Source organism: Methanomicrobia archaeon (assembly GCA_016930255.1).
GTDB lineage: Archaea > Halobacteriota > Syntropharchaeia > Alkanophagales > Methanospirareceae > JACGMN01.
The window spans coordinates 17,418-33,295 of record JAFGHB010000021.1; the positions used below are offsets into that span (position 1 = coordinate 17,418).

Genomic DNA, 15,878 nt, shown 5'->3' on the forward strand with positions numbered 1-15,878 from the left:
GGAATAAACGTTGGAGATACAAAAGATATATATACAATCGGTAACAAAGATAGAGGTAAGACAAAACGCCCGTTAGATGGGTTATTTGAGAAAGAGCCAGGAGGCGTTGTGAAAAGATGGGCGGGAGGAACATCGGTGAGCTGGGAAGTTCCACCAGAGGGAGGTATATACGAAGTACTTCAGATATAACATCGAAATGGTATGATATACGAACCGGTTCGGATATAAACGAGTTATATGAAAGCTCTGGCAGTGGAAATCTAACAATAAAGTTCGCAAATCCTAACTTGGTTGGGAGAAGGTACAATGACCAATTTTCTAAAAACCTACTTCTCGCCTGAAAAGAAAGCAGCTAGACTCGAGAAAAAATTGCATAAAGCTATTTCAGCTAACAATCAACAAGAAATGATCTCTGTTTTTTTCAAAGAGTTTATGCTTCTATTTAGGAAAAAGAAGGCTCAGCTCCTTTCTAATTTAATTTTATCATATGGCCCGAATATTGCGGATATTACTTCATTAGAAAAGAAAATTTCATCAGCCTGCCTTAAACAAGCTGTCAGTTTCTTGGAAGAGAACAAGCTGGATTCCGCTGCACTTAAGATGTGTGACCAGTTTGAATTCGATATGGAAGCCATAGAAATTCTAGCAAAGCGAGGTCAAGCCAACGAACTAGCTATGCGTATGGCAAAGGATAATATTATTAATAAAAAATACGTTACAAAAGCGATAATATCTTGGGAAAAATATAACGGAGATATTAGAAAGAGCCCAACAATGGGGGATGTTCTCAAAAATATAGCTAAATTTTCGATAGAGAGTATTCCCGATAATTCACGAGTAAGAGAGATTATTGGACAATTCAAAGAAGCCGCTTTTCTATATGCCAAAGAAGGAGCTTTCGGCAACGCTGCAAGATGTTATGAGAAAGCAGAACTGTATCTGGAGGCGTGCAAGATTTACGAAGATATCGGAGATAAAGAAGGAGTTTCAAGGGCTGCTGAATCGTTGGGGGATTTGGAAAAGGCCTTAAAATTCGTCGTCAAACCAGAACGTAAAGTAAAACTTTTTATCAGAATGGAAAGATTCCTTGAAGCACGTGAATTCGCTGCGGGTCTTGAATCTCCTAATGAATATTTCGATTTGATAAAAGAAACGGCAAGAAAGCGGATGGAGGTAAAGATAAAAAGTCATGACTTCATAGGTGCAATGGAATTAGCAGATGTTACAGAATGTAAATTTTCCGAGAGAGAAGAAATCTTATTGTTAGGTCGTCAGCATTTTGATAGAAAAGTTGCCTCTGCCACATCGGAGAAAGATATTAAGTTAATATACAGAGACAGACTAAAACTTGAAGAAAAAGCCGGACATTTTGAAGATGCTGGAAGAATCGCTGAAGAAGTTTTAAAGGATTTAAACCTTGCCAGTTTATTGTATGAAAAAGCAAATCTGTTCAATCTTGCCATCTATGTGGCATCTGAGCATTTTGAGGGGCAGGAAGACAGAAATGTTGCGAAAATAAGATTAGCAGAGCTGCACGAAAAAGGAGGTAATTTATTACGAGCAGCTAGGTTATATGAATCAGCAGAAATATATGATAAAGCTTATGCGTTATATGAAAACATTCGACACTTCAATAAGGCAGTTGAATGTTATCTCAAAACATCCAGCCCCAGTCAAGACATTCTAATTCAGCTTTACACAGGAGCAGGAGAATTTGAGAAAGTTGTTGAGATTTATATGAAGTCTGGGACTTTTCGAGATCTGGATAAAGCTTTATCTATTGCGAAGACCCATAATCTGACAAGTCATTTCAGGGTTATACAAGACAAAATGTCAGAATTGTTGTCAGGAAGTGAGGAGGATTTAAAACGGTACTTTACTAAAGCAAGGGATGAAGTGCTCAGTTCATACTCTCCGATATTTGGAATTGATTTTGGAACAACGAACTCAGTAGCGGCAATATTTAACAAAAAGAGCAAGAAAGTGGAAATAATCCTTACTTCTCGGGGTTCTGAATTTGAACCCTCTTTCTTTGGAGTTGATGAAAATAATCATCCTATTTTTGGCGACGCAGCTCGGCTGAGATCTTTAGTTGCGCCCGACTGTGTTGTGGCTCGCGTTAAAAGGAGTCTTGGCGAGGGAGGAAGTTTTTCGCTGGGAGGGAAAAAATATAGAAGCGAAGAAGCTGTCGCGAAAATTCTTCAGAGGCTTAGACTAAATGCTGAAGCGTATTTGAAATCTAAAGTAGAAGCAATGTTTTACGATCTTTTAGAGAGCAACAATCTGAGATTTCCTGAAGAAGTATTAAAGGAATTTCTGAATAAGCAAAAGGGCTATGGCCATCTGGAGGATGTCGTCTTATCCGTACCAGCTTACTTCAATGATAATCAAAAGAGAGCTACGAGAGATTCAGCTGAGATTACAGGGCTTCGTGTTCGGCGTCTACTTCACGAGCCTACGGCGGCAGCATTTGCTTACGGCTATAAAAAACAATATACGGGAAAATTAGCAGTGATAGATTTAGGTGGCGGGACTCTGGATATCTCAATTCTGGATGTAGGAGAAGGAGTATATGATGTCCAAACCGTAGGCGGTGATACAAAACTAGGAGGAAGCGATATTGATGCTGAACTGGTTCGACATGTAGTAAAAGATATAAAGGCGATTCTGGGGATAGATATTAGTCAAAAGACTCATCCGGCCGAGATCGCTCGCTTGATAGATGCCTGTGAGAACTTAAAGATAAATTTGTCTTCAGTAAACGAATACACAATGGAATTAGTGTATTTTTTGAATAGGCCTAAATACACTTTCACAATGAAAAGGGAAGAATTAGAAAAACTGTCCAAATCTATTCTTGATCGTATAGGGGAAACAATCGAAAAGACAATAAAAGAGAGTGGTTCAGATTTACATCATTTCATTTTAGTAGGGAATGCTACAAAGATGCCAGTAGTCAGTGAGTTGGCTGAAAAGATTATTCGTGCAAAACATTTAAGGGGTATCGATCCAGGAACTGCAGTGGCAATGGGAGATGCATTAGAGGCAGCTATTCTTTCAGGTGATTTAACACAAACGTTACTCTTGGATGTAGTTCCTTACAGTCTCGGCATTGCAACATTAAAGAAAGATTCCAGTATGGGCGAAAAAGAGATTAGTGGATTAATAGAGAAAAACTCGACAATCCCAATTCAGAAATCGCATATTTATACGACAAAAGAAGATAATCAATCTAACGTTCATATAGAGATATATCAAGGCGAATCAAAAGAGCCACACAAGAATTATCTCTTGGGGGATTTTGTTCTTGGCGGTATTCTACCTGCTCCTGCTGGCACTCCTCAAATAGAAGTAACGTTTGATATAGGTGTCGATTGTATCTTAACTGTTACAGCTGTGGATAAAGCAACAGGCAATAAGCAGTCAATAAGAATTGAGGGCGCTGTTACGCTTTCACCTGTAGAGAAACAAAATTTAAGCAGATACTTTGCAGAAAGTGAAAATATCCATTCATTAGAGAAAGACTTAGAAAAAGTAAGGATGGAAATCGAGCATTCAAAATCGTCTTGTAATAAAGCAATTAAAGTTGCTGAGCAGTCTATCAAGGATTTCTTTGAATTATTTCATGAGAAAGTAGAGGTCAACGCACGGCTTTACAGGGCTGATAAGGATCAGACCAAGGCAATTCAAAATATGTTTCCAAAAAAAGATAAGTTTATCTATGATATTCCGAAATATAGAGATAAATTTGCTTCAGTAATCAACAATCTAAGGCAAACTGAAGTCAGACATTTAGATTTTAGTGATAAAGATATCGTTTCAAAGTTGAAAGAACGAATTGATGCCTTGTCAAATTACGATGAGGCTCTAGAAAATGTCATAGAATCAGTTGAGAAGAATGTCACAAATATCGTGACGAATTGGATACAAATTTTGCAATCTATGGAACCTGACACCGAGAAAATGACCCCTCTGGAAATGGCCAATTATCATCTCTCAGCAGGAAGAGCTAATAAGGCAAAGGAAGTACTGGAACCTCTCGCATCGAGTGCAGAAGGCTTGACGAAGGAAGCCTTCTATCTTCTTCTGAAATGTTATGCCCGGATAGGATTGAGAGATGAATATAGGGTTGCGCATAAAAGATTTGGCAATTTGTTTGGGATAATCTATCCGGATTTCAATCGATTAAATACTTTCCTAAAAACTGTGGATGATTCTGTTTTTATGATTCAAGGAATTTCTCAGCAACATGGCCCTTTCTCTGGTAGTGGCTTTTGCATTGCTCCAAATCTAATTGTTACAAATCGTCATGTGATTGAGGGAACGACACCATCAAATCTAAAAATTATCGGCAAATGTGGAATCTATAACGCTGATGATATAGAATTGAATCCAATCAATGATCTAGCAGTATTGAAAGTAAGTGGTAATCTGAAGCCTTTCAGATTGGGTGAGTTTAACTTTGTGGAGCCAGGTGAACAAGTTCTATCGATCGGGTTCCATTCTCCAAGCTCTAATGTGCACAGCGAGAATATCTACATATCAAAAGGAATCGTCAATTCCATCAGGAACATCGATGCTTCATCGGAACGTGTCATTTTTATAGATGCAAAAATTGGAAGTGGAATGAGCGGAGGTCCGTTAATAAATGACTTGGGGGAAGTTGTTGGTATTGTTACTCTCATTAGATATGGAATAGGGAAGAGTGAAAAAGGGATGTTTGCTGTGGAAGATCAGCCGGTAGCGTTGCCGGTTCATTTGGTCAGAAAGTACTTAATGAAATATGGATCCACTAAGATTAAATAAAATTGTGAAATGCATGCCAGAGCCATCACATAACACGAGCTTTGCGGCTCCGTTTCACTGCGCCCAAATGCTTCACACTTCGCAAAGCTCGATAACGTTATATGAAATCCCGAACGCCATCTTTAAGAAGAATGGGATTTAATACAGATTTAATTTGGTTTATAAGAGATGGAAGTACTATGAAAAACAGATTTGTTGAATGGTCAAAGAAAGAATATACAGCAAGACAGAGATTTATTTTACTCATACCGTTGGGCATATTATTTGTAGTAATTATACCGCTTATCCTTCTCGTGTTACCGTCTTATATTGACAGATGGTTGAATATACCAAGACTAATATTTGAACCTATAAATCTCACTGTTGCCATATTCCTGATCTTGTCTGGTCTAATATTTGCAATATGGTCCATTCAGGTCCAGTTTAAAATGGGTAAAGGAACTCCAGCTCCACTGATGCCGACGCAGAAATTGGTCGTAACAGCACCCTATATTTATTGCAGAAATCCGATGGCTTTTGGGACCATAATCCTTTATTTTGGAATTGTGGTCTTTACCGGGTCGTTATCTTCATTTGTACTATTGGCACTTATGACCTTAGCTCTTCTTATGTATATCAAATTCGTCGAAGAGAAAGAACTTGAGGCACGATTCGGACAAGAATACGCAGAGTATAAGAAAAGGACCCCTTTTTTAATTCCAAGAAGCGGAAAAAAAGAGGAATGAAGAGTTAAGGGGATACTAAAGATGGCGAAGGAAGATGAAATCAGGGTAAAAGAGTTGATGGAAAAACTGCGGGTGGATGAGATCACGCCCAAAGAAGCTTTCAGAGAACTCCAGAACAGAGGGCTTTTAGAACAGGAACGGTGGGAGATTATCCCGTGGGTTCTGTATTTCATACTTTGGCTGCCGCTTAACTTCACGTTCTCCGGTCAACTATCAGCGATTCGTTTTCCGCCCATTATCATTTACGTTTCGCTCGGTTTCCTGGCGCTTGGAACGTACTTCGCGGCCTGGGTGATGTATTCTCATCGTAAACGAGGCGGACTTCTAAAAGCTGATGAAACCATTACGTTCTACAAGACGGGGCTCTATCGCATTATGAGGCATCCCGGCGCGCTCGGTGGAGTGCTGTGGCCGATCTTGCTGCCGATTATTCTTAGCGCTCATGTTCCGTTTACTATTCTTTCGGCTGCTGCCATCATTGTTATGATTGTTTATCTTTATATCGGCGTCATCTTGGAAGAGAAGATTAGTATAAGGAAATGGGGCACTGTGTACAGCGAGTATATGGCAGAAGTGCCCCGATTTAACTTCATAGTAGGATTGTGGAATTTGCGGAAAGAAAAAGAAGAAAAAGATCTGTGAAAAGGCGGACTTCGAGAAACACTTCGAAACACTTCAGATTGTTCGCCTTCTCTATCGCTCGGGTCACTAACAGGCAGGTATCTGACTCGTTTCGTTGCACTCACATGACCAAAATTACGAGCTTTGAGCGCAAACTCCAGATACCCGCCAACCGTTCTCAAATTCAGGATACTACTATAAGCCTCAATAGCTGTGAGGGTTATACCGTTTAAGTACCTCTGTAAGGTAACAACACCCCTGTCCGAATATGCACGCACTGTCCTGAAGATACTGAAGCGGAACCAGCAGTACCTCAATAGGCACGAAGGCGATATTGCCCACCGTATAGATGAAGATATGATGAACGTCCGGAAAATCACGTACGTAACGAAGCATATAAAGGAGAACAGAGGTTACGATCAGGAATAGTCCTAAGAGCACCTGCCAGCTAAGGAAATAGCTCTTTTCCGGTCGCCTGCCTCTCTCACTCAGGTCTTTCATTCTTCCTTACTCAGAACATACAACAATCGGAACTGAATCGACTTAAAATTGCCCCACCTACAAAATTCTCATTCTTCCTTTCCGACCACGGTCATGTACACCACACTTTCTTCGATGCCGTCAACGCCCACTAACTCGTTTACCTCGTCATCGTAGAGCGCTGCGATCTGGCAACTGCCGAGATCCAACGCGACCGCAGCCAACGCCACGTTCTGCGCTATATGTCCGGCATCCAGATAGATGTAGCGGTAAGCGCGCTGCTTGTATTTCCACCGTGAGCGTTCGAAGACCGCCGTCCAGATGAAGACCACGTTCGCATGGTACGCCATCTCCTGATCGAGCGCAGCCTGGGCAACTGAAAGCCGGAAATCGCCCACACGTAGCTGATCGAGCTCATGCCGATCTACCGCGTAGTGATAGACGCCGGCTTCAACGTCTGTTACCGAGTTAATCACGAGATAGGTCTCTATCGGATACAGTGCGCCTGCGGATGGCGCGGTTCTTGCACCCCACGGTGCGGTAATGCCCTGCGCAGCCCACAGCAGTTGCGACAGTTCCGATTTTGCTATTGGCCCTGCGCTGAAATGCCGAACACTACGCCTTTTTTGTAAGACCGCCCACAGTGACGCACCGTCGCCGGTTTTTGGACGATCCAGCGGCACGTTCGGCGCATCGGGATACCGCTTATACGGCTCAGGCTTACGCGCCCAATCAAAATCCCAGGCGGGCAGACGACCACGATGATACTTCAATTCCTGTTGAAACCGATCGCCAATTCCTTCTTTCTTTCCTCCCCCATTCATTTCCACCATCTCGCTAATTTCTCCTGTACCTCCCTACAACAGATTTGAGCTGAGCATGAAATGCGTACATTTTATTAGCACCCTGCACCGTATATACTCTACGCTATGGTGACCACACTCGGGATTTATCAAGCGCTCCTCCTCACCACGCTGGCAGCACTTGCTACGGGCATCGGGAGCCTCATATCCTATGTCATTCCAAAACCTGATATGCGCTATCTCTCTGTCAGTCTTGGCTTTGCCACGGGCGTCATGATCTTTGTCGCGTTTGTCGATCTCTTCTGCAGCGCGAAAGTGGACATCGGGCTCTTCCGCGCCAACATCTTCTTCTTTATTGGACTGCTCGTGATTCACGGTCTTGACCGCTTCATCCCGCACATACACCTCGACGGCCAGGCGGATACGCACTGCGATCGACTCTACCGGGGAGGAATCATGACCACGCTCGGTATCGGACTCCACAACTTCCCGGAAGGCTTGACCGTCGCGCTCGTCTCCCTGGCAGATCTCAGACTGGGGATACCTATTGCAATCGCTATCGGGCTCCACAACATTCCAGAGGGTGTCGCCTGCGCGGTGCCGCTCTATTGCGCTACGGGCAACAGAGGGAAAGCATGCCTCTACTCCTTCCTCGCCGGGATGACCGCGCCGCTCGGTGCGATACTCGCTATCCTCCTCCTTCTTCCCTTCCTGAACACGTTCGTCCTGGCCGCCTCGATCGCGCTTGTCGCCGGGATCATGGTCTTCATCTGCTTCGACGAGCTCATTCCCATCGCCAACAAGTACGGCAGCGAGCACCTCACCAACATCGGCATCATACTCGGCATCTTCGTCATGATGCTCGCGCTTACGCTCCTCGAATGATGCTCTGCTCTACTTACGTAACCTGAATCGCAGCAACGATGTCGCCTATCGTTTCCGCATCGGTCTTTTCTGATGCCACGTATGCATCATCTAGGACATAAAACGCGCTTTTGCGTGCAATACTTTCTTTCGTAATCAGTTTATCGATCTTCTTGGTAACCAGCAGTTCCGCAACCTTGAGCCCCTTCCTCTTTTCTAACGCGAGAAAGGGATTTTTTACGAATTGCATGTCGGTCAGCTCGTTGTCCGCGGTTTGTATATCAAAGATACAGAAGTATTCCGCCCCGCCGAAATGCTCCGAGACTTTCGATCGCACACCGTTATTGTCCGTGCAGGGGACAGCATAGCGTATAAATTCCTTCTCCTCAGGCTTCATGTGGATGATAACCCGATCGACATTTGTTATCTCTGATTTGATCTGCGCTTCAATCGTATCGCTCAAGTGATGTGCCCGTTCAAGATCGCTGATATTCGTCTCGATTTCCAGCTCGATGAAAATGAATTTGCCGGAGCTTCTCGCTTTCAGCGCGTGTATTCTCCTCACGCAGCAATTCGCAGAGACGAGTTCTCGTATTCGATTAAGCCCGTCATAATCGATCGATGCGTCCAGTAGAACCTTTATTGAATCTTTCAAAATTTCGTAGCCCGCTCTGAAGATAAAGAGTGAGACCACGATACCGGCAATCGCATCAAGGGAAGCGAGCCCAGCGTAGTAACCCATCAGCCCGACGAATACGGCCAGGGACGCGTACGTATCAGCCTGTGTATGCTTGCCATCGGCAATTAAACTGGGCGATTTCATCTCACGGCCAACCGTAAGCTTATATCTACTCAGCAGCAGCGTGACTACTAACGATGTCAGAGCGGTCGCGATTGCAAAGGGGAGATTTGTCAGGACACCCGTCCCGAACTTTTCGACTGAGGTGCGGATAATCTCATAGCAGGCATAAACAATCGCAAGTGCGAGGAACAAACTGACGATATTCTCGGCCTTATAAAACCCATAAGGAAACGCCTTTGTAGGTTTCCTGCCGGATATTCTGAGGCCTATTAAGACGCCAATAGAACTTATAACGTCAGTAAAGGAATGAATCGCATCGGCAATCAGGGCAATACTCCCTGAAAGAATCCCAAAGAAATATTTTATAACGGCCAGAAAGGTCGTTACGATTATGGATACCAAAGCAGCTTTTTTATCCCGCTCTAACTGTAACATCGTATCTAATATATTTTTCCGACTAAGTATAAAGGATACGGGAGACCATCCCGTTAATGCTAGCGCTCTTTGTAGGGTTTATCGGATCCGCTCACCGTGCAAGGAGCGCAAAAAAAGCAATATGAATAGCCACCAAATTTTAAATGTTTTTTATGTATAAAGTTGTAATAGCAGAATAGCATACCCTGTGCACGGACGGGAGGAAAGATAGAATACCATGAAATCCTATGCGGTAAAATTGGAAGAGGCGAAAGACCTTTCGGATATATTTGAAATCGTAAAGGATGCTGTCAGGAAAGTTATGAAGACGGGTCGGGCGGGATTGACTCTCGGATTGGCTGAGATGGGTGGCGGCGAGGATTACTGGATAGGCGCCTTCTACCCTGTTGGATCCACGACGATTGTCATGAACAGGACCTCCTTGAGACGGATATCCGAGACCGAGCCACAGTTGTTTAATGCCTACGCCTTTCACGTCTTGTTGCACGAGTACCTCCATTCCTTGGGGTACATTGACGAAAAAATGACCAGAAACTTGGTCTACTGGATCGCCGGTGACCTCTTTGGCGAGGCCCATGTGGTAACGCAGATGGCCATCGACATAAGCAAATTCTTCCCGAATCTCACCTACCCCGCAACGGATTACCGCCCCGAAAATATCGAGCATTTGGAGCTCGAAATGATTGAAGACTTCGATCGATCGAGTATCAACTATATACTGTAATCGAAAAAGAAAAAATAAAAGAGGGATCACGCGCCTTTTTACAGCGGTGCAACCCTATAGCTGGGACGGTTTTACAGTGCGCTGCTCACATCTCGGGTGTTATTAACTCACTCTGCACGAAATCCTCGTACGCCTCTGGATTCATGCCTTCGCCGCACTTAGGGCACCAATAGGCTCCTGATTTCCCCATATAATCACCACGGCTGTCTACGGTCCTGAACGAAAACCCCAGGCCCTTTTCCTTACATTTATCACAGAAGCCTTCCGTTTCAACCGCACTCATTTCAAATGATCCGAGCTTCTTGCGATACTCTACCTTTTCACCCGGCACTCGCTCCCAATCAGGCGGAAACTTTCCTTCCATTTTTAGCTTCACCCAAGTCAAAAATGGGCGCATGGGCTATATAAGTTTTGCGATACCGAGCTCGCATTCCCAATCGAAAACTTTATATACCCCTTTCTTCCTATGAACGTATTGGGCCATGCCTTTCGGGAGAAGAAGAGGGAGTCTGGGAGATAGATAGATAAAGGTCACACCACGGAAGGCCATGACTTTTTTATCCTCCTATCAGGCTTCGGACGGAGATAGTGGCGTGGTTTCTTACTGTGTGTCCGCTTTGGTTCTCACTGGTGCTGTTACCCAAAGGTGACCGCGTGAATAGAGAGGGATGCAGCTTTAGTGATGGCTGGTTTTGCTTTTAATACAGGTACAGTGTGCCCTCACGGTTATCCAGAAGAGATCACTCAAAAAATAAGTGGGAAAGAGCCTTCTATCTTGATCAGACCCCTTCCACGATCTTCTGTTCTCCCTTCATGATCTCGATGAACCGATCTACGTGGACCGCTGGGAATGTCTGCACTTCCAGTTTGCCTCCCGCAGTTATGTCAATAGCTAATTTCATAATGAGTTCGTCGTCGTCCGCTTTCAACAGGTTCACAAAATCATAGGCACCGAAAAGAGCGTACTGGCTCAGTATCTTCACACCCATCTGCTCCGCTCTTTCATTTACCTTTTCTATCTTCTCGGGATTGTCCCGTACTTCTTTTCTACCTTTTTCCGTAAGTTTTGACAGCATCAAATAGACACCCATTTGTATGCACCCCGTAAAGGGCATATGCGCTGCTCAAACTTAAACCTTTCGGGACATTTTGATTTAATAACACTCAGCATGAAGGCGCGAGGTGACGATACGAATCGCTCCGCGTCCCTCATACTATCTTTCGAAGCTAACGGTAGTAACCAACAAACGCGCACCTCCCAAGCGTTCGATGCGCAGATTAAAGCACCCAAAAAGCACGGATGCCTCCGCCCTTCACGCATCAGTGCATGCGATCGTAAAATTGATGGTTAGCGCGTGCGGAGCTTTTCCTTCCTCACTTCCTTCTGGTTTCCACCGTGATGGCTCCCCTGCACACCACAACGTGAGCCCGCGTCACGCCACGCCGCGCCACCCACCCACCCATCGATTAGCATCCTGTGAAGCTGAGCTATTCTACGACACGCTTACCTCATGATCCCTCCTCGGAAGCCGCAACCAGGGCTCGTATGCCTCTGCCAATCGCTTGCATCGCTTCACTTGCCGCATCGTGGGGCAGACCCCGCATCTTGGCGACGCCCAGCCGGGTGGCATGTCAACAGTCAGCGTAATCTGGCCACTCGCGTGACCGACCAATAAGATGCAGAGTGCGAGTAGCAGAAGGCACTTTAGGAGCAAAGCCGTTTTTATGTGCACATCACGAGTGTGGGATCGTAGGGTCTGAACTCGAACTTATCTTGCACCGTTGGCTTGAGACCAAGTATGTTTATTAGGCCACTATACAGGGCTGTGCTATGAGTTCGTCCGTAGAACGCCTCAAAGAAGTTGTGTTTGAACTTAGGGTGGTTAATAATAGGAAGATAATAAGAAGCATTAAACTGATCGAGCAGTAAATAAAAAAGAGTGAGCACCATGCATCAGCGTGAAGAGGACATGGAAGACATAGCGAAGCGCGTCAAAGCCTGCACGCGCTGCGAGCTGTGTAAAACGCGAACGACACCGGTAGTCGGTGTGGGCTCGCTATCCGCACGAATTATGTTCATCGGTGAAGCGCCAGGCTATTATGAAGATGTGAAAGGCGAGCCATTCGTGGGCAAAGCGGGCAGGGTGCTCGACGAGCTTCTGGCAGCCATTGGATTGAAACGGGAAGAAGTGTACATAGCGAACGTCTTGAAATGCCGCCCGCCGGGGAACAGAGATCCTCGAATCGGCGAGATATTGGCGTGCACGCCGTATCTGGACGCGCAACTGGCGCTCATCCAACCCGAAATAATCGCGACGCTCGGCAACTTCTCGTTAGCCTACATCTTCGACAAATTCGGGCTACACGCGAAGAAGGATAAAATCAGTAAAATACACGGTACGGTCTTCACGGTGAGCACCATCACAGGTATCGTTAAAATCGTGCCGCTCTATCATCCGGCAGTCGCGACGTACAATCCGAACATGATGGAGACACTACTTGAGGATTTCAAGGTGCTTTCGAAATGTCTATAAGAGACCTCTCTTGGTTGAATCACGGGGGATAAATTTTGAAGAGCGCTTTTTTCATTCAAATCGGTACTTTAACAAAAATTCGTGTTTTATCATTGAAATTTGCTATTGAACAAAAAAAAGCGAAAAATTTATATATAGTGTGTAACGATGTTGTATACAAACTTATAGGGGTGTGAATATGAGCAAAAAGAATCTGAAAACTGGTTACCTATTGCTAATCTGCATTTTTGCGGCGATTTTAGCAGCAGGATGTCTGGGTCTTACGACGTGCGACGAATGTAACGGAGTTGGAACGGTTACCTGTCCAACTTGTAATGGGGCTAAGACTATCACATGCCCCAAATGCAGTGGTAGTGGCGAAGTAACTGAAAGGGTGCCATACGAGTCTACATGTTCACGGTGTGGCGGCGATGGGCAAGTAATAGTGGGCGGTGTAGAAGTATTGGGGCATGTGATAGGCGGTGTGACAGAGACCTGTCCTGAGTGTGGCGGTACGGGGACCGTAACCAAATACAGAACTGAAAAGGATACATGTTCGAAGTGCGGTGGTAGCGGAGAGATAACCTGTCCTGAGTGTGGCGGTATAGGGAAAATTACCTGTCCAAAGTGTAACGGCAAAGGGAAAATATGAGCGAAATAGGTGGCAAGATCGAGAGATTCTTCCTTTTTGCCACCTTCTTTTTTAGTAGGATAGGAATAGGGGACTATTTAACCAAAAGAGGAAGCGATAGCGAACTTAAAGAAAGGGCTTGAAGAACATTACAAGACCCTTATGGAACTCGCACCAAAGGATCGAAAAGAAACTGTATAGCATCACGAGCAAGACGAATTAATGCAGAGAGAAAGATGTAGCATGAAAACCCTCACTTATGGCTGTGAGAATAATCTGGAGAATCAATTAAAGCTGCTACGCTAAAACTTTTATACATGAGCCACGTAATATCTACCGATGAAGTACACCATAATCCTTGAAAAGGAAGAAGAAGGCGGATATTCGGCGCAATGTCTCGAATTACCAGGCGCTATCAGCCAGGGCGAGACAAAGGAGGAAGCATTGCGGAACATAAAAGAAGCGATTGAAGCGTTGTTAGAGGTGCTTAACCAGAAGTTAAAATGGTTAGTGAAAGCCTAAGCGTGATAGATATTTATAGGCGCCGCATGTAGAATACAATAAGGGAATGAGAACCATAATCCAGATCCATAAGGAAGGCAAGTATTTCGTGGCAGTTGATTTGGTAACTAATGTGGCGGATCAAGGATTAACGGAAGAGGAAGCGATAGCGAACTTAAAGAAAGGGCTTGAAGAGCATTACCAGATCCTTATGGAACTCGCGCCAAAGGATCGAAAAATCTCTTTTTTAGACATTGAGGTAGAGAAACATGCCCAAACTCCCAGTACTGTCAGCTAAGGCGGTCATTAAAGTACTGGGGGGTTTGGATTCCACGTTTACCGTCAAACAGGAAGTCATATCCATTTATGGAATGAAGAGAGGAAGCTGTTAGTTACCGTTCCCAATCACCGCGAGTTAGCCCCTGGAACGTTAATCTCAATACTGAAGCAAGCAAAGATAGAGCGAAAGGAATTCCTCTCAAAATTAAAAAGTAAATAAGGATGAGGACAGACCGTTACTGCCGCCTTCGGCCCCTTCTGCTCTTTCTGTGTCTGCCCTACACCCTGATTACGCCTTCGCCCGGTAGCTCGGATGATACTTCTTGATGATGTGCTCGTCGATTCGCTTGAGTTCGCCTTCCGGTAGTGCTGCCAGTAAGTCCCAGCCGAGATCCAGCGTCTCCTCTATGCTCCGGTCCTCGTCTTTGCTCTGCGTCACGAACCGCTTCTCGAACTCGTCCGCGAACTCCAGGAACCGGCGATCCCTCGTTGTCAACGCCTCTTCACCGACCACGGCCACCAGATCACGCATATCTCTGCCTTCCGCGTAACCGGCATAGAGCTGATTGGAAACGCCTGAATGGTCTTCTCTCGTCCGTCCCGGACCGATCCCTTCGTTCATCAGTCGTGACAACGACGGCAGCACGTCCACTGGCGGATAGATACCCCGTCGGTGCAGGTCGCGTGAGAGCACGAACTGCCCCTCGGTAATATAGCCCGTCAGGTCAGGGATAGGATGCGTGATATCGTCATCCGGCATACTCAGGATGGGTATCTGGGTAATCGAGCCTTTGCGACCTCGTATTCGGCCTGCACGCTCGTAATTGGTCGAGAGATCGGTGTACATGTATCCAGGATAACCGCGTCGTCCCGGCACTTCTTCGCGTGCCGCTGAAATCTCTCGTAACGCCTCACAGTAGTTCGTCATGTCCGTAAGGATAACGAGGATGTGCATATCATACTCGTACGCGAGGAACTCAGCCGCGGTCAATGCCATTCGCGGCGTGATGAATCGCTCGATTGCTGGGTCGTCCGCGAGGTTAAGGAACGCAACGATCCGCTCGATTGCACCCGTGCGTTCGAAATCGTGCATGAAGAACGACGCCTCCTCATGCGTAATCCCCATTGCTGCGAAGACCACGGAGAACGGCTCGCCTGAGCTCAACACCTTCGCCTGCCGCGCGATTTGCGCTGCCAGTGCGTTGTGTGGCATGCCCGCGCCGGAGAATATCGGTAACTTCTGACCGCGCACCAGCGTGTTCATGCCGTCAATGGTGGAAATGCCCGTCTGAATGAACTCACGGGGGTAATCACGGGTAGTAGGATTGATCGACGCGCCGATAACCGAGAGCCTGTCTTCCGGTATCACTTCAGGTCCGCCATCTCGCGGCCTGCCCAGACCGTCGAAGAATCGCCCTACCATATCCTGAGAAACGCTTATCCTCATGATATCGCCGGTGAATCGCACGCGCGTCTTCGCCGTGTCTATGCCTGAGGTGCCCTCGAAGACCTGAACCACTGCAACTCCGGTGCTCGCTTCCAACACCTGCCCGTTCTTCTCCTCGCCTGACGGTGTAACGATCTTCACGACTTCACCGTACATAACGCCCTCTACGTTCTCCACCACAATCAACGGACCTGCCGCTTCTCTTATCGTTGTGTATTCACGTGCAGAAGTATCTACCGCCATTTTA

Annotated in this window: 16 protein-coding genes and 1 pseudogene; 11 read left to right on the forward strand and 6 right to left on the reverse strand. The window is 45.7% G+C overall.

The window, feature by feature from the left end; all coding sequences use genetic code 11:
* The first annotated feature begins 306 nt into the window (after positions 1-306).
* The 4 genes from JW878_03175 (at position 307) to JW878_03190 (ending at position 6,581) form a co-directional block, all read left to right on the forward strand.
* Positions 307-4,806 (forward strand): Hsp70 family protein, encoded by a 4,500-nt coding sequence (locus JW878_03175; protein ID MBN1762071.1) that lies wholly within the window; start codon positions 307-309, stop codon positions 4,804-4,806.
* Between the two features lie 131 nt (positions 4,807-4,937).
* Complete coding sequence (locus JW878_03180; GenBank protein ID MBN1762072.1) at positions 4,938-5,531, forward strand: isoprenylcysteine carboxylmethyltransferase family protein; 594 nt, start codon at positions 4,938-4,940, stop codon at positions 5,529-5,531.
* A 21-nt stretch (positions 5,532-5,552) separates the two neighbouring features.
* Positions 5,553-6,173, forward strand: a complete 621-nt coding sequence (locus tag JW878_03185; protein MBN1762073.1) for a hypothetical protein — start codon at positions 5,553-5,555, stop codon at positions 6,171-6,173.
* A 192-nt stretch (positions 6,174-6,365) separates the two neighbouring features.
* Positions 6,366-6,581: a hypothetical protein gene (locus JW878_03190; protein MBN1762074.1), complete on the forward strand. Its 216-nt coding sequence runs from the start codon at positions 6,366-6,368 to the stop codon at positions 6,579-6,581.
* 140 nt (positions 6,582-6,721) lie between these two features.
* Here JW878_03190 and JW878_03195 read toward each other — a convergent pair whose 3' ends face one another.
* Complete coding sequence (locus tag JW878_03195) at positions 6,722-7,456, reverse strand: SagB/ThcOx family dehydrogenase (protein ID MBN1762075.1); 735 nt, start codon at positions 7,454-7,456, stop codon at positions 6,722-6,724.
* A gap of 105 nt (positions 7,457-7,561) precedes the next feature.
* On the opposite strand from JW878_03195, the gene zupT reads away from it, so the two are divergent.
* A complete protein-coding gene (gene zupT / locus JW878_03200; GenBank protein MBN1762076.1) occupies positions 7,562-8,320 on the forward strand; it encodes a zinc transporter ZupT in 759 nt (252 codons plus the stop codon).
* 13 nt (positions 8,321-8,333) lie between these two features.
* On the opposite strand, the gene JW878_03205 is transcribed toward zupT, so the two are convergent.
* The gene (locus JW878_03205; GenBank protein ID MBN1762077.1) at positions 8,334-9,536 is read right to left on the reverse strand and encodes a cation diffusion facilitator family transporter; all 1,203 of its coding nucleotides are present in this window, start codon (positions 9,534-9,536) and stop codon (positions 8,334-8,336) included.
* A 217-nt stretch (positions 9,537-9,753) separates the two neighbouring features.
* On the opposite strand from JW878_03205, the gene JW878_03210 reads away from it, so the two are divergent.
* A complete protein-coding gene (locus JW878_03210; protein ID MBN1762078.1) occupies positions 9,754-10,260 on the forward strand; it encodes a hypothetical protein in 507 nt (168 codons plus the stop codon).
* A gap of 85 nt (positions 10,261-10,345) precedes the next feature.
* Here the strand turns inward: JW878_03210 and JW878_03215 are convergent, their stop codons facing one another.
* From JW878_03215 to JW878_03225, 3 genes are all read right to left on the reverse strand, one after another.
* Positions 10,346-10,624: a hypothetical protein gene (locus tag JW878_03215; protein MBN1762079.1), complete on the reverse strand. Its 279-nt coding sequence runs from the start codon at positions 10,622-10,624 to the stop codon at positions 10,346-10,348.
* A 415-nt stretch (positions 10,625-11,039) separates the two neighbouring features.
* On the reverse strand, positions 11,040-11,351 hold the full coding sequence (locus tag JW878_03220; protein MBN1762080.1) for a GYD domain-containing protein: 312 nt from the start codon (positions 11,349-11,351) through the stop codon (positions 11,040-11,042).
* Between the two features lie 402 nt (positions 11,352-11,753).
* The gene (locus JW878_03225) at positions 11,754-11,993 is read right to left on the reverse strand and encodes a hypothetical protein (GenBank protein ID MBN1762081.1); all 240 of its coding nucleotides are present in this window, start codon (positions 11,991-11,993) and stop codon (positions 11,754-11,756) included.
* A 216-nt stretch (positions 11,994-12,209) separates the two neighbouring features.
* Between JW878_03225 and JW878_03230 the strand changes: the two genes are divergently transcribed.
* From JW878_03230 to JW878_03250, 5 genes and pseudogenes are all read left to right on the forward strand, one after another.
* Positions 12,210-12,794, forward strand: coding sequence for a uracil-DNA glycosylase (locus JW878_03230; protein ID MBN1762082.1), 585 nt, complete (start codon positions 12,210-12,212; stop codon positions 12,792-12,794).
* A 373-nt stretch (positions 12,795-13,167) separates the two neighbouring features.
* Complete coding sequence (locus tag JW878_03235) at positions 13,168-13,425, forward strand: hypothetical protein (protein MBN1762083.1); 258 nt, start codon at positions 13,168-13,170, stop codon at positions 13,423-13,425.
* Positions 13,426-13,743: 318 nt separating this feature from the next.
* On the forward strand, positions 13,744-13,926 hold the full coding sequence (locus tag JW878_03240) for a type II toxin-antitoxin system HicB family antitoxin (protein MBN1762084.1): 183 nt from the start codon (positions 13,744-13,746) through the stop codon (positions 13,924-13,926).
* Positions 13,927-13,972: 46 nt separating this feature from the next.
* Positions 13,973-14,203, forward strand: a complete 231-nt coding sequence (locus JW878_03245) for a type II toxin-antitoxin system HicB family antitoxin (protein MBN1762085.1) — start codon at positions 13,973-13,975, stop codon at positions 14,201-14,203.
* Positions 14,175-14,404: pseudogene (locus JW878_03250) on the forward strand (type II toxin-antitoxin system HicA family toxin). The gene JW878_03245 and the pseudogene JW878_03250 overlap by 29 nt, the downstream one beginning before the upstream one ends.
* 69 nt (positions 14,405-14,473) lie before the next feature.
* Here JW878_03250 and JW878_03255 read toward each other — a convergent pair.
* Positions 14,474-15,874, reverse strand: coding sequence for a V-type ATP synthase subunit B (locus JW878_03255; protein MBN1762086.1), 1,401 nt, complete (start codon positions 15,872-15,874; stop codon positions 14,474-14,476).
* Between the last annotated feature and the right edge of the window lie 4 nt (positions 15,875-15,878).